The 15,295-nt window shown below is 60.7% G+C and carries 10 protein-coding genes; 2 read left to right on the top strand and 8 right to left on the bottom strand.

Annotated elements, in window-relative coordinates; all coding sequences use genetic code 11:
• Positions 1-183: 183 nt before the first annotated feature.
• The 7 genes from AC0IXA_RS26310 to AC0IXA_RS26280 form a co-directional block, all read right to left on the bottom strand.
• Positions 184-3,423: a DEAD/DEAH box helicase gene (locus tag AC0IXA_RS26310; RefSeq protein WP_471814780.1), complete on the bottom strand. Its 3,240-nt coding sequence runs from the start codon at positions 3,421-3,423 to the stop codon at positions 184-186.
• A gap of 165 nt (positions 3,424-3,588) precedes the next feature.
• Entirely contained in the window at positions 3,589-4,977 is a 1,389-nt protein-coding gene (gene hglS, locus AC0IXA_RS26305; protein ID WP_471814779.1) for a 2-oxoadipate dioxygenase/decarboxylase HglS, read from the bottom strand.
• An 88-nt stretch (positions 4,978-5,065) separates the two neighbouring features.
• Entirely contained in the window at positions 5,066-6,286 is a 1,221-nt protein-coding gene (gene glcF / locus AC0IXA_RS26300) for a glycolate oxidase subunit GlcF (RefSeq protein WP_471814778.1), read from the bottom strand.
• A gap of 2 nt (positions 6,287-6,288) precedes the next feature.
• Entirely contained in the window at positions 6,289-7,338 is a 1,050-nt protein-coding gene (glcE, locus tag AC0IXA_RS26295) for a glycolate oxidase subunit GlcE (RefSeq protein WP_341637881.1), read from the bottom strand.
• A complete protein-coding gene (glcD, locus tag AC0IXA_RS26290; RefSeq protein ID WP_122700056.1) occupies positions 7,338-8,837 on the bottom strand; it encodes a glycolate oxidase subunit GlcD in 1,500 nt (499 codons plus the stop codon). Before glcD ends, glcE begins: the two co-directional genes overlap by 1 nt.
• A gap of 163 nt (positions 8,838-9,000) precedes the next feature.
• Entirely contained in the window at positions 9,001-9,927 is a 927-nt protein-coding gene (locus tag AC0IXA_RS26285) for an alpha/beta fold hydrolase (protein ID WP_471814777.1), read from the bottom strand.
• Positions 9,928-9,948: 21 nt separating this feature from the next.
• Entirely contained in the window at positions 9,949-11,403 is a 1,455-nt protein-coding gene (locus AC0IXA_RS26280) for a flavin-containing monooxygenase (RefSeq protein WP_471814776.1), read from the bottom strand.
• A 188-nt stretch (positions 11,404-11,591) separates the two neighbouring features.
• Between AC0IXA_RS26280 and AC0IXA_RS26275 the strand changes: the two genes are divergently transcribed.
• Together AC0IXA_RS26275 and AC0IXA_RS26270 are read left to right on the top strand one after the other, a co-directional pair.
• The gene (locus AC0IXA_RS26275; RefSeq protein ID WP_471814775.1) at positions 11,592-12,665 is read left to right on the top strand and encodes a diguanylate cyclase; all 1,074 of its coding nucleotides are present in this window, start codon (positions 11,592-11,594) and stop codon (positions 12,663-12,665) included.
• A gap of 237 nt (positions 12,666-12,902) precedes the next feature.
• Positions 12,903-14,141, top strand: a complete 1,239-nt coding sequence (locus tag AC0IXA_RS26270; protein WP_016774121.1) for a M20/M25/M40 family metallo-hydrolase — start codon at positions 12,903-12,905, stop codon at positions 14,139-14,141.
• Between the two features lie 134 nt (positions 14,142-14,275).
• Here the strand turns inward: AC0IXA_RS26270 and AC0IXA_RS26265 are convergent, their stop codons facing one another.
• A complete protein-coding gene (locus AC0IXA_RS26265) occupies positions 14,276-15,145 on the bottom strand; it encodes an isocitrate lyase/PEP mutase family protein (protein WP_024012471.1) in 870 nt (289 codons plus the stop codon).
• Positions 15,146-15,295 lie beyond the last annotated feature (150 nt).

Genomic DNA, 15,295 nt, shown 5'->3' with positions numbered 1-15,295 from the left:
AGCGGGAAAGTCGGGAGAAAGTGCGCAAGAAGTTGCGCAGTACTGCGCAACTTCTTGCGCACTTGGCTGCAGGGCTTGCACCGTTTGGGCTGCAGAGAATTTACCCGGTGAAATATTACGACCAACTGCGCAACTTCTTGCGCAGTTGGGCATCGAGGTGGCAATGATCGCCAAGCCTGTTGCTCAGGCAAACATCTCGTTCGTTATTGAAGGCAGAGCTGGCAACAGCTCCATGACATCGCAGAACAATTTGCGCTGTCGCCAGTCATTACGATCGCCGATTACATACAGGCGTCGTCTCGCGCGGGTGACGGCGACGTTAAGCAGATTGGGTTTTGAAACGGCCCATTCCCGGGCACCTGGATTGTCGCTGCTGCCACCCAGAACAAGAATGATTACCGCAGCTTCTTTTCCCTGCATGGTGTGAATGGTGCCTCGCACAATTTTGCCAGGCAGACGGTCTTTGAGATGATTCCGCACGTCTTGAAAAGGTGTAATGACGGCAATACTGTCCGACGGTACTCCACTGGCATCGAGTAAGCCCAGCAAACGATCGAGCTCCAGTCCTTCATTGTCGACCCAGTTGCCGCTTGACTGACCGCTTGCATGGACCCAGCCGGTCAGCAGGCGCGCTGGCGTTTCCTTATCGGCAGCAGGAGCAAGAGTGCCGTAGATCATGGCCCCGTCGTACGCGATGCGGTTAGCCAGGTCGAACATGGGTTTGTCGCAACGGCGGTGCACAACCAATGGCAGGCCGACCCAGCATTTTTGCCCTTTTGGACCGGCCATCCGGCCCCATCGAGTGGCTTGATCGGCAAGCGTCTGAGCTGACTGGCGATTGGGTAGCCAGTGAGCGTCGACCTGATAGCGTGTGCGCATATGTTCGAGCACCGCGTCTGAAACGGTCACGATAGGTTCGAGCTGAAGCGGATCACCGACCAGTACGGCGCGCTGAGCGCGCCACAGTGCGCCTGTTGCGGCTTGCGGAGTAGCCTGACCCGCTTCGTCCACCAACAGCCAGCCGATCTCGCCGCACCCAAGGCTGCCAAAAGACCGAGCGAACGAAGCAAACGTGCTGCTGAGCACCGGTACTACCATGAACAAAGACGCCCATGCCGAACGCATGACCGCTTGAGACACTCCGCCGTAATGACTGCCAGTCAGCAAACTGGTAATAAAACCCAGATTGCCACCCAGACGTGATGCCTCGATCCTGAAAAAGGTCTGGTGGAGCTTGAGTGCTTCGATGAACACCTTGCTCCGGGCCTGACGCCAGCCTTCGACGATCCAGGGTTCCAGCAGCTCGATCTCACTGCCTCGACCCATTGCGCCATGGTCAAGCCACGCTAGCACATGCCTTGCTTTACCGGTCTGAGCAACGCTGCGAGCCTTTTCCACCTGATGGCGAGCGTCACGCTCGGCTTGGTCGACCTGCTCTTGATCAGCGGCCAGTTGCAGGTCGAGTTCGCTGAGCTGACTGCTGATTCGCTGCATCAGACGTTGAATGCTGTCGTAGGCATCCTTTGCCAGAGCGTGAGCGCTGACGAGCATCTGTTGTCGAGCTAACCATTGGCGCTGCGCGCCCCACAAGCTGAACAGGTTGGCGAGAAAACCTGGTTTCAGTGTCAGATGCGTTTCAAGGCGTTGCAGTTGCAGCTGCAACTGTTCCCGTGCCGGGGTGAGTTGGCGAACTTCCAGCAAGGCCTGCTCCTCATCAAGGCGGCGGCGCTCAACCAGATGGGTATGACGTTGCTGGGTGGATTTCAGGATCTGCGCTCTGGCGCTGTTCACAGCCTCGATATGCGAGGTGATGTCACTGACTTGCGCACGCAACGCCTGTTCGGCGCTCTTCGCGTTCTGATATTGCTGGACAGATTCTCGCCAGAGAGCGGCTTTTTCAGTTGATGTAAGCGATTTCATGTGCGCGGCCTGTTCGAACAACCAGTCGCGCATGCCCTTTGGAGAGGGCTTGTCATTTGCTTCGGCGGCATCGACCTCAGCGCTGTCGAGCAAGGGATTTTCGCTGTGCAACGCTTCGTCTTCGTTCAAATCCGGCGTTTGCTGTTCTGACGATTCCAGCGGTGCGCCTGTTTTATCTTTGGGTGGACGTTTTCCGTAATAAAAGCGATCAACAAACAGCGTGCGTTTAGCCTTGCTTCCCAGCGCTGCCGAGATCATGCCCCAGGCGGGCTTGCCACTTGTCAGGCTGGCCAATTCGCTGAAGTAATCCGCATCGGGCCGCCACGAAGGATCGATCCTGTCCTGCTGAGGCAACTCGAGAGTGACGTTTTCCACGGCACCGTTATTGGACGAGGCCACGACCATTTCGAACCCGAGCAATCGCGCATCGAGTGTATAGGCAGACCGGTTATGTCCAGCGTCATTGGCAACTTCGCGTCCATCCTTGGTAAAGGCCTGCGAAGCCCTGTCGAACGACGCCAGTACGTCGGCGCGCTGCGTCACCACCGCGGCAATCAGATCACGCAGCAAGGTAGTCTTTCCGGTGCCGGGAGGACCGTTGACCCCCATGATGCCGGCCTTGAAACTGAGCTCGTGCAACAGGCTGTTGACTGCCAGTTGTTGGGAGTGCACCAGCCCTAGATGTCGTTCGGCAGGCCAGCATCCTGCGGCATATTGTGACGGCGCGAGGCGATTGATAAGAGCCGGATCAGCATCTGCCTGATCCAGATGCTGGCGCTCTTCCGGGGCGTGATGGCTGAGGTAACGAGCCAACGCCTCGCTGGTTTTGCCACGCGCCAGCGCATCGGCAACGTCGCAGAGATCCTCCAGCAAAAAGCTGTTGAGTGGATCGTCTTCCTGTTCGGGTTTGTTCGGATTGATCGGTGCTGAGCGGAAGCGATGCATGCGCGGTTGATCGGAGAAGAATTCATCGACCCCCAGCACCTTGCGCACATAGTCAGTCATGCTGCGAAGATCATCAGCCTGCGCTACACCACTGAAGTGGCTGTTGGCCTGTTCGCGGAGAAACTTTTGAGTTTCGTCGAAGCCGCGTGTCCAGTCCTGATGATTGATGGCGCAACCGACAAACCATGCCTCACTGGACAGAACAAGGCTGTCGATCAGCATCATGCCTTCCTGATTGAACTTGAGCGAGAACAGCGCTGACGTGCGCCGTTGCGGCTCTTTGTACCCTTGATCAGCGCCGTACAACTCGGCCAGCCGGCGGGTTACAACCAGATTGTCGTAGAGGTGAGCGTAGAGCGTGTGACTCCATGCGCGTTTTTCCGGAAGATTTTCCCTGGCCAGAGGATTCGTCGGCATCCACGGCAGAACCTTGGCGGTAAGAGGGATATCCTGGTAGTAAGGCTGATAATCGCTTTCGCGCTTCTTCAGCTGGGGCGCTGCCTGGGGTTGCAGCAACTCGACGGCGTGCCAGTAACGCACGATATTCTGCATGGTCATGAACGTCCTTGAAAGCGCTGGGCTTTGAATCCTGGTGCAGAGGATATCAGGCGCCATCCATCACTTCTTCGTCATTGACACGAAAACGTTGCAGTTCATTGACCCGCATGCTGTTCGCCCACGGTTTCCAGTTTCAAAAGCCGCCTTGTTTCCAAGGCCGAATCGTCAGAGCCGTTTGATCCGTAGCACCTCGACACATTCCGCAATCGACCGCCGTTGCGTCTCGGCATACAACCCCAGCTCATCAATGGTCGAACGCCCCAGCGCCTGTTCGAAAGCCTGGCGATTGGAGTGTTCGGCGTAATGCGTCTGTGCGGCATCCCCCAGGTTCGACTGAAAAATCCCCGCCGCGCTCACCGGCAGGAAATCTTCGTACACCAGCGGCTCCGCTTTCACGTAGCCATCGCGCAGCAAATCCTCCAGGGACGACTCACCAAGTCCTCCAGCGACCAAACCCTTTTCCGTGACGAAATAACGAAAGTACGCCAGCCCCTGTTCGCGCATGCCCTCGATGCTGTCAGGAAATTCGGCAAAGTGCTGCGTCATCAGCGCGTTGTAGCTTGCGGCATTGGCTTCGTTGGGGAAGTCGCCCAGTTCATCGCGAGCGGCATTCAACAAGCGGTCATACAGCGCGCGACCCTTGGGTGTCAGAGCTGCGCCGCGTTGTTCGATTTCGCCGAAACGCGCGCTGTGGCTGCCACGGGTTTCGGGTTGATCGGTGAATGCGATCGGCTCGTCCAGCGCCTTGAAACTGGTCTGGCGCAGCAGGATCGGGCAGTTGCGGCGCGGTGGGCCTTCGATTACCGCTTTTGGTGTGATGCCATGGGCAGGCATCTGTTGCTGCACGGTGTCGATGTCCAGCGTACGTGGCGTCAGGTGGTTGATGTGCGGGCCTTTGAATGCGACGACGTCGGCGACCAAGCGGTGCTGAGCGCTGAGTTTCTGGTATTGCGCAGCGCTGACGGTAGCGCTGTGGTGCCAGCGAAAAGTCTCCAAGGCCTGTCGGACGAATTCTGCGGCTTCGGCGTCATTCAGTCCGCCTGCCGTTTCCGCCTGTTCAATCAGGTGCAACGCGGAGTCGGTAAAAATCGAACGACCGGCCAGCACCGATTCGGCAAACTCACGCAGTTCAGGGTCTTCGATCAGCTCCAGGCGCAGCAACGAGGTGAACACGCGAAACGGGCTGACCTGCAGCGCCTCTTCATGCACCGCGCGAAACGCCGTCGAATGCACCGGCACACCGGCCGGGGTCAGGTCGTAATAACCCACCGGTTGCATGCCCATCACCGCGAACAAGCGGGCGAGGGTAGCCAGTTCGCTCGCGGTGCCGACGCGAATGGCGCCGTGGCGTTCCATGTCCAGCCGCTCGATTTCGCCAGTGCGCTTGAGCTGTCCGGCAATCTCAGGCTGACGTGCCAGCACTTCGCGGTTGGTTTTTTCCACCAGCTCCATCAGCGCGCCGTACAGCGGCACCTCTTCGCGGTACATGTCGGACATCGCTCGGGAGAAGCGTTGGCGGATCAGGTCGGGGCTGACGAACGGCTGCACGGTCATGAAAAAAATTCCTGCCACGGTGACGAAATGGATGCCGGAAAAGATCGCAGCCTTCGCCCACGCGGGCAAACGAAGAATCCTACGAACTTCATTCTGCCAACGACTGATCCACCAGCTCGATCCAGTGTCTGACCGGCGTGCGCCCGGCGCTCGCCAGATGGCTCTGACAGCCCACATTGGAAGTGACGATCAACTCAGGCCGGCCGCTTTCCAGAGCGTTGAGTCGCTGGTCACGCAGTTGCCGCGCCAGCACCGGTTGGGTCAGCGAGTAAGTGCCCGCCGAGCCGCAGCACAAATGGCCATCCGGTACCTGCGTGAGGTTGAAGCCGAGTCGGGTCAGCACGGCTTCCACCGCGCCGCCAAGTTTCAACGCGTGCTGCAACGTGCACGGGCAATGCACGGCGATGCGTCGTTCGCTGGCGGCGCAGACCTGTTCCAGCGGTTCCTCAGCGAGGATTTGCACCAGGTCCCGAGTCATTTCGCTGATCTGCCGAGCCTTCTCGGCATAGATCGGATCATCCGCAAGCAAATGCCCGTAATCCTTGATGAACGCGCCGCAACCGCTGGCCGTCTGCACGATGGCTTCGGCGCCGTTCTGCAGATGCGGCCACCAGGCGTCGATGTTCTGCCGAGCGCGGTCGAGACCTTTGCCCTGAGCGTCGAGATGATAGTCAAGCGCACCGCAGCAACCGGCCTCGCTCACCGGGGTGACGCTTATGCCCAAGCGATCGAGCACTCGCGCCGTCGCGTCATTGGTATTCGGCGACAGACCCGGTTGCACGCAGCCTTCGAGCAGCAACACCCGGCGCGCATGCCGAGGAGCAGGGCGCGCCCCCATGGCACCCAAGCGCTGCGGCAGTTTGCTTTCCAGCAGGCGCGGCAGCAGCGGCCGAAAGGTCGCGCCCATGCGCAGCAAGCCTTTGAACAGCCCCGGATTCGGCGCCAGCGCGCGCAAGCCTTCGCGCAGCAAGCGCTGAGCGGCCGGGCGCGGCACCGCGCTGTCGACTACCGCGCGGCCGATGTCGAGCAGGTTGTGATAATCGACGCCGGACGGGCAGGTGGTTTCGCAGTTGCGGCACGACAGGCAACGATCCAGATGCAGTTGCGTCTGCTCGGTGGCCGGTGCGCCTTCCAGCACTTGCTTGATCAGGTAAATGCGCCCGCGCGGCCCATCGAGTTCATCGCCGAGCAATTGATAGGTCGGGCACGTCGCGTTGCAAAAGCCGCAATGCACGCAGGTGCGCAGGATCTTTTCCGCTTCGGCGGCGCGGGGCAGTTGCCGCGATTGCTCGCTGAGGGTGGTTTGCATGGCTAGACCTCCGCGTACATTCGCCCGGGGTTGAACAGCCCTTGCGGGTCGAGTTGCGCCTTGAGTTGCCGGTGGTAGCGCAGCAGGGTCGGCGCCAAGGGTTGAAACGGCGAATCGGTGGCGCCGTGGGTAAAGCACGTTGCATGGCCGCCCAGGGAATGGGCGAGTGCGTGAATCTCAGGGCTTTCGGATTTCACCCAGCGTTGCGCGCCGGCCCAGTCGATCAGTTGCTCGCCGGGCAGTTCGAGCGGGCCGAGATTGTTCGGCAATGACAGGCGCCACAGCGGCAAGCCTTCGTCGAAAAAACTCAGGCGCTGTTCGTTGAGGTCGCGCCAGAAAACCGAGTCCAGCGGCTCGCCGCCGAGGCGTTGATGCGCCGCCGTTACCGAACCTTCGCCGCCTTCCAGACGCAGATACAGGCTCTGGCCATCGTGACATGCCGCGCTGATCGGCAGCGGTTGCTGGCCCCATTCGGCAAGTTTGCTCAAGGCCCGAGCGCAGTCGATATCGAGGCGAATGCTCAGGCACTGGCGCGGTTTCGGCAGGACTTTCAGCGACACTTCGGTGAGCACGCCGAGGCAACCGTAACTGCCGGCCATCAGTCGCGAAAGGTCATAACCGGCGACGTTTTTCATCACTTCGCCACCGAAGCGCAAATGTTGACCGAGGCCGGTGATCACCCGCGTGCCAAGAACGAAGTCGCGCACCGAGCCGGACCACGGCCGGCGAGGTCCGGACAGTCCCGTGGCGACCATGCCGCCGACCGTGGCGCTGTCGGCAAAGGATGGCGGTTCGCAGGGCAACATTTGCCCGGCGGCGTCCAGCGCCGCGAGCAGCTCGGACAACGGCGTGCCGGCACGTGCGGTGACCACCAGTTCGGTCGGGTCGTACTGGACGATGCCCCGATGAGCACGGGTGTCGAGCACTTCGCCGGCCACCTCGCGGCCGAGAAAGGCCTTGCTGTTGCCGCCCTGAATCTTCAGCGGCGTGGCATTGGCCCGCGCGGCGTTGACCTGATCGAGCAGGGCGTTGGCGGCATCGAAATCAGCCATCAGAATCGCTCCAGCTCGGGGAAGGGCAGTTGCCCGGCGTGAATGTGCATCGCACCGAATTCGGCGCAGCGATGCAGGGTCGGAATGTTCTTGCCAGGATTGAGCAAGCCCTGCGGATCGAACGCGGCTTTCACCGCATGAAACAGCAGTAACTCGTCGCTGTTGAACTGCGCGCACATCTGATTGATTTTTTCGCGGCCGACACCGTGCTCGCCGGTGATGCTGCCGCCGACTTTCACGCACAATTCGAGGATCTTGCCGCCCAGTGCCTCGGCCCGATGCAGTTCGCCTGGCTGGTTGGCGTCGAACAGAATCAGCGGATGCATGTTGCCGTCGCCGGCATGGAACACGTTGGCCACGCGCAAGCCATATTCTTCGCCGAGGCTGGCGATACCTTGCAGCACAGCGGGCAATTCGCGGCGCGGGATGGTGCCGTCCATGCAGTAATAATCCGGCGACAACCGGCCGATCGCCGGAAACGCATTTTTGCGCCCGGCCCAGAAACGTACGCGCTCGGCCTCGTCCTGGGCCTGGCGCACTTCAGTGGCGCCGGCCGCTGTCATCACTTCCCGTACGCGCTGGCAATCGTCGTGCACGTCGGCTTCGACGCCGTCGAGTTCGCACAGCAGAATCGCCTCGGCGTCGACCGGGTAACCGGCGTGGATAAAGTCTTCGGCGGCGCGAATGGCGAGGTTGTCCATCATTTCCAGACCACCCGGAATGATCCCGGCAGCGATGATTTCGGCAACCGCACGACCGGCCTTTTCCACTGAGTCGAAACTGCCGAGCAGGACCTTGGCGACTTGCGGTTTGGGCAGCAGTTTCACCGTGACTTCGGTAATGATCCCCAGCAGGCCTTCGGAGCCGGTGAACAAGGCGAGCAGGTCAAAACCGGCTGAGTCAAGCGCCTCGGAGCCCAGCGTCAGACGTTCGCCCTCAATGGTCAGCACTTCGATTTTCAGCACGTTGTGCACGGTCAGGCCGTACTTGAGGCAATGCACGCCACCAGCATTTTCCGCGACGTTGCCGCCGATCGAGCAGGCAATCTGCGACGACGGATCCGGTGCGTAATACAAGCCGAACGGGGCCGCCGCTTGAGATATGGCGAGATTGCGCACCCCCGGCTGAACCCGCGCGATACGTGCAGCGGGGTCGATGTGCAGGATGCTGTTGAACCGCGCCATCACCAGCAACAGGCCCTTTTCCAGTGGCAGGGCGCCGCCGGACAATCCAGTGCCGGCACCCCGCGCGACCACGGGCACGTTGTTCTGATGGCAGAGTTTCAGCAGGGTTTGCACTTGCTCCAGACGCCGGGGCAGGGCGACCAGCATCGGCGTGGTGCGGTAGGCGGAGAGGCCGTCGCATTCGTAGGGTTTAAGTTCATCTTCGCGCCAGAGGATGTCCAGGTCCGGCAGGGCTTGTTGCAGGGCCTTGAGCAATTCGCCCTTGTTCACCTCGGGCAACGGACCGTCGAGGCGTTCGTCGTAAAGGATGTTCATGGGAGCGCCAACCTTCTGTCTCCGCTGATCGTTCCCACGCTCTGCGTGGGAATGTAGCCCGTGACGCTCTGCGTCACTGGACGCAGAGCGTCCCCTGAGGCATTCCCACGCAGAGCGTGGGAACGATCAGTTGCGCCACCTGGGGCATTGCGAATATCCATCTTCATCGCTGTCGTTCCAGAAATTCCCCGTACAGCTGCGCGGTATTTCCCGGCTGTTCGACCATCGGCATGTGCCCGACGTGATCCCACACATCCACTTCGAGATTGGCGATGCCTTTGCTCCACACCGGTACGCTGCTGACATCGATCAAGCGATCCTTGCGCCCCCAAAGGAGCAGCGCCGGGCATTTGATCTCGGCGAGTTTCGGCTCCATCGGTGGGCTGGCGCGGAAATCGCGGAAGATTTCTTCGAGCTCGTCACGTTGTTGCTCATAGCGCTGGGCGACGGCGTCCAGCACCAGCTTCGGCACCCACGGCGGCGACTCCATGGTCATCGCGTAGAAGCGCTGAAATTCTTCGCGGGAGTTGATCAGGAACGGATTGTGCCCGCGCGCCAGATGACGCTCCATGTCGCTGGGCTCCGGTGCGGTGACGCCGGCCGGGTCGATCAAGGCCAGCGAGGCGATTCGCTCCGGATAGGTCGCCGCCAGCCACGCGGCGATATAGCCGCCCATGGAATTGCCGATGACATGGACTTTCTCCACGCCGCAGACATCGAGCAGTTGAATCATGCGTTTGGCCTGAACCGCAATGTCGTAACCGCCGCCAGCCTTGAAGCCGGTTTCGCCGTGGCCGGCCAGATCCGGAATGATCACCCGATACTGGCGCACGAAGTGCCGGGCGCATCGTAGCCAAAGGTTTTTGTCGGCGCTGAAACCGTGCAGCATCAGAATCGCGCTGGACGCCTCGTACGGCCCGCCTTGCCAGGTCGACACGGTCATCTCGGCGATCGGCACTTCAATCTTGTGCAATTTGTACAACTTGGCCTCGCTGGCCATGGCCAGGTCGTACAGCCAATGGCCAACCGCCGGATAACTCAGCCAGCTCCAGGCCACGAAAACCGCGAGTGCGACAAACAGCAAAAGCATCGACGTCTTCCTTTTACGTGTTCAGGACAAAATATGGTCGGCCGGTTTCAGCGCCCGGGTCAGCAGGTGATAGCTGAAACTGAAGCCGGGAAACATGGCGATCACATGACCGCTCTTGCTCTGGTACCAACTGTGGCAACCACCGGACTTCCACACCGTGCGCTGCATTTCCCGGTGGATCATTGCAGTGTAGGTACGTTCTGCGTCACGGCGCACTTCGATGCTGCGCAGGCCTTTGGCCCGTACGGTGCGGATGCAGTCGAGGATATAGTTCATCTGCGATTCGATGATGAACAGCGCCGAAGTGTGGCCAATGCCGGTGTTCGGCCCGGTGACGATAAACAGGTTGGGGAAGTCCGGCAGGCTGGTGCCGAGGTAGGCGCGCGGGTATTCGGCCCAGACATCTCTGAGTCGCACCGCGTTTTTGCCGCTGACCGGGTAGGAAATTACCCCGTCGGTGGCGTCGTAACCGGTGGACCAGACGATCAGATCAACATCGAGATGCTCGCTGCCCACGGTGTTGATTCCGCTTTCGTCGATCGAAGCGATGCCGTGCTCGCGACTGTGCAACGTGACGTTGGCGCGGCTCAGCGCCGGGTAGTACGTGCTGGACACCAAAACGCGTTTGCAGCCGATGGTGAAGTCCGGGGTGAGTTTCTGTCGCAGCAGCGGGTCTGGAACCTGGCGCTTGAGGAACCGCAGCGCATGTCGCTGGACCAGATGAATCGCCGGTCTCGAGTATTTGAAGGCGATCACCCGGGTTTCGAATTGCCAGTAAATCAGCCAGCGCAGCAGCTTGTACGCCGGCTTCAGGCCAAGCAGCCAGCGCTGAAACCGGCCGAATTTGCGATCGGCACGCGGCAGCACCCAATGCGGCGTGCGTTGGAACACATGCAGGTGTTCGACTTGTGGCGCGATCGCCGGGATCACCTGCGCGGCGCTGGCGCCGCTGCCGACGATCGCCACGCGTTTACCGCGATAGTCGTAGCTGTGGTCCCAATTGTTTGTGTGAAAAGTCTTGCCTTGAAAGCGATCCATCCCGGGAAAGTTGGGGATGACCGGCTGACTCAACGGCCCGGAAGCATTGATCAGGAATTGGGTTCGGAAAGTACCTTGGGCGCGGGTGTGCACCAACCAACGCTTTTCCGCTTCGTCCCACTCGACGCCCTCGACATCCGCCCCCAGTTCCACGCGCTCGCGTAAACCGAACTGCTCGACTACCTGTTCGGTGTAGCGCCGCAGTTCCGCCTGTTCGGCGAACATCTGCGACCAGCGGTAGGGTGCGAATGACAGCGAGTACAGTGGCGACGGCACGTCCACCGCTGCGCCGGGGTAGGTGTTCTGGCACCAGGTACCGCCGAAGAAGTCGCGTCGCTCGAGAATGCGAAAGTCGTCGATTCCGGCCTTGAGCAGGTTGACCGCCGCGCACTGGCCGCCGAAACCGCTGCCGATGATCAACACAGCGTAGGTATGCATGTGCCCCCTTTTTATAGTTGTTTTTCCATTTCCCCTCTTTCATTTATAGCCAACTCTGGGCCGCGCGTGCGGCGCTGATAGCGCTCTATTCAGGCCGCTGGCCGGTGATGGCTATTTAACGGCGCCCTGATAGACTCCGGACACATCCTTGTCGGGATGTAACCATGCATCGCGCGGTCGAGGCCCTTATGGGAAATACGCGGGGAAAGGGACTTTCACTGGCCAGGAGGCTTTACAGGTCGCGGGTGTTCGGGCTGCTGCTCGGGCTGATGTGTGTCAGCGTGGCGATGTATGCCCTCGATCCGCCGCTGTGGGTGTGGGGCCTGATGCTGTTCAATGGCCTGGTCTGGCCGCATCTGGCCTTTCTATGGGCGCGAAGCTCAAAGATTCCGTACCGCGCCGAACACCGCAATTTGCTGATCGACGCATTCATGGGCGGCTTCTGGGTCGCCGCCATGCAGTTCAATCCGCTGCCCAGCGCAACCACGATTTCGATGATGGCAATGAACAACGTCGCCATTGGCGGTGGGCGTTTTTTGCTCGCCGGGTCGGCGGCGCAGCTATTGGGCATCGGCGTCGGGCTGGTGGTGTTTGCGCCGACGTTCATCCCGCCAACAACGCCGCTGCAGTTGTACGCCTGTTTGCCGCTGCTGTTGCTGTATCCGCTGGCGCTGGGCTGGATCTGCTTTCGCCAGGCCTCGACCCTCGGTCGGCACAAGCGTGAGCTGTTGGCGTTGAGTCGCACCGACAGCCTGACCGGCCTGCTCAATCACGGCGCGTGGAAGGATCAACTGAACCTCGCGTTCCAGCGCTGCAAACGCCAGCAGCAGGGCGCGGCGATTGCCTTGATCGACATCGATCACTTCAAGGCGATCAATGACACTTACGGTCACGTCGCCGGCGATATCGTCCTGCGCCAGTTGAGCAAACTGCTCAAACAGAATCTGCGCGCCACGGATGTGGCCGGGCGATACGGCGGGGATGAGTTCTGCGTGATCCTGCCGGAGCTGCCACTGTTCAACGCCGCTCAGGCCATGGAAGCCTTGCGCGAGCGTTTCGCGGTGATGGGCTACGAGCAGAACCCGGCGTTGAAGGTCAGTCTGAGCATTGGTCTGGCCGCGTACGACCCGAGCCATGCCGACGCCACGCGTTGGCTGGATGAGGCGGATCAGGCGTTGTACGAAGCCAAGGCCAGTGGGCGCAATCGGGTGATCTGCAACAGTGACAACAAACCGAGGCAGGCGCTGCTGGATTCGGTTTGAAGAGTGATCGGAGATCCCATGTAGGAGCTGCCGAAGGCTGCGATCTTTTGGGACGCTCTGCGTCCCGGCCTGCGTTCCTTTGCTGCGCCTGGGAACGATCAAAATCAAAAGATCGCAGCCTCCAGCAGCTCCTACAGTTTGTTCGGTGTCAGTCGGGCAAGTGTCGCATCCGCTATAGAGCCTTGCGCCGATGTCGGTTACGGTGGAATCCCCCCGACACGAAACAAGGACTGCTTCATGACGTTCTCATTTCCCCGCTCACTGCTGGCTGCCAGTCTCGGTCTGTCCCTCGCTTTCTCGGCCGTGAACGCTTGCGCCGAACCGCATAAACAAGTGCTCGCCGATGCCGAGCAGTACCAGCCCGAAGCCCTGAAGTTACTGGAACGGCTGGTCAATATCGACTCCGGTTCCGGTTATGAACCGGGCCTGAAACAGGTCAGCGAGATCGCCATCGATGAGCTGAAGAAACTCGGCGCCACCATCGAATTGGTACCCAACACCCCGGAAAAATCCAACCACGTGCTGGCCACGCTCAAAGGCACCGGCAAGGCGAAAATCCTGCTGATGGCGCACATGGACACGGTGTTCAAGGAAGGCTCGGCTGCCGAACGGCCATTCCACATCAAGGACGGCCGTGCCTACGGGCCGGGGGTGATGGACGACAAGGGCGGGATCGTCGCCGGCATCTACGCGCTTAAAGTGCTGAAGAACCTCGACTTCAAGGACTACGCGCAGATCACTTTCCTGCTGGACGCTAGCGAAGAAACCGGCTCGGATGTCGCCACCGACCTGATCAAGAAAACCGCCAAACAGCACGACGTCACCCTCAACCTCGAACCGGGCCGCCCAGCCGATGGCCTGGTGGTGTGGCGCAAGGGCAGTGCGACGGCGCTGGTCGAAGTCAAAGGCAAGGCCGCCCACGCTGGCGTCGCGCCAGAGTTGGGACGGAACGCGGCGATGGAAGCGGCGCACCAGATTCTGCAACTGGGCAAGCTCGGCGATGAGGCGAAGAAAACCACCATCAACTTCACCGTGCTCAAGGCCGGCGATCGCACCAACGTGATTCCTGATCAGGCCACGGCCAAGGCGGATGTGCGCGCGGCGGTGCCGGAAGAGTTCGATCGTATCGAGAAGGATCTGGCGCGGGTCTCGCAGGACAAGTTGATTGCCGAGACCGAGGTGAAAACCTCTCTGCAGCGCGGTTTGCCGCCGATGCCGCAGACGGCCGAGTCGGATCGCCTGATGGCCATGGCCCAGGGGATTTACGGCGAGATTGGCCGCAAGCTGACCGAGGAGGGCAGTGGTGGCGCGGCGGATGCGAGTCTGTCCGCAGGCGTAGGGACGCCGACGCTGGATGGCTTCGGCATTGTCGGCGGCAATATTCACACGCCTGAGGAATATGCCGAGGTGGCGAGCGTGGCGCCGCGGATTTATCTGTTGTCGCGGATGATAATGGAGTTGGCGAAGCCGCGGTGAAGCAATGATCATTCCCGGTTCAGCCCCGCAGCCGCAGCCGCAGACGCTTTCGCGAGCAGGCTCGCTCCCACAGGGGAGCGCATTTCAACTGTGGGAGCGAGCTTGCTCGCGAAGGGGCCGGTACAGCGTATGCGTCACTCCTTGACGCTCATGTATTCCTTGGCCCAGAGAATGTATTCCTCCGGCTGGGTATAAGTGTGGGTCAACTCGGTCGCGCTCAAATCGGCGGCCTGGGTGAAGATCTGTCGCTGTTCGCGCAGGCTGTCATAGGTGGCCTTGATCGCGGCGAAGTAGGCGCCGTGGCCGTCGATGGTCACGCGCACGCCCAGTTCGGCCAGGCGTTTGTCGTCGCGCAGGGCCGGGTTGCCGTAAGTGACCAGCATTAGCGGCACCGTCAGATGTTCGGCGATTTGTTCCAGTTGATCAAAGTCCTGCACGCCGACCATGCAGATGCCGTCAGCGCCCGCCGCCTGATATTGGCGGGTGCGGCTGATGATTTCCTGGTTCGGCAGAATGCCGGCATTGGTGCGGGCGATGATCGCCATTTCCGTATCGACCCGGGCTTCCAGCGCCGCGCGGATCTTGCCGACGCCTTCGGCCACGGTGATCAGGTCGGTGGATTTGCGCCCGAATTGCGCGGGCAGCAGGGTGTCTTCGATGGTCAGTGCAGCGACGCCGGCGCGTTCCAGTTCGACGATGGTGCGCATCACGTTAAGAGCGTTACCGTAGCCGTGATCGGCGTCGGCGATCACTGGCAATTGGGCGACGCGACCGATGCGCGTGGCCTGTTCGGCGAATTCGCTGAGGGTGATCAGGGCGAAGTCCGGTGCGCCAAGCACCTGCAGCGAGGCCACGGAACCGCCGAGGATACCTACTTCAAAACCCAGGTCAGCGGCGATGCGGGCCGACATCGGGTCGAACACCGAAGCGGTGTGGTAGCAGGTGTCGGAGGCCAGCAGCTGACGGAAATTGCGGCGCAAATCTTGATGGGAAAGCCTGGTCATACGAGTTCCACCAATACATAAGGAATGGAAAGGCTTGAGCAAAGGTGTCAACGCCGAAGAATGAAAAGGCTATCACGCGAATGGGTCAAGAATCATGACGAATTTGCGCGGCAGGACTGGCGGCTGAAAGGTTTAATCTCCCGTGCCGGA

It is taken from the genome of Pseudomonas sp. AC083 (assembly GCF_979253165.1).
The sequence above is the reverse complement of the archived record's forward strand: the minus strand, read 5'-3'. Positions and strand labels throughout refer to the sequence as shown.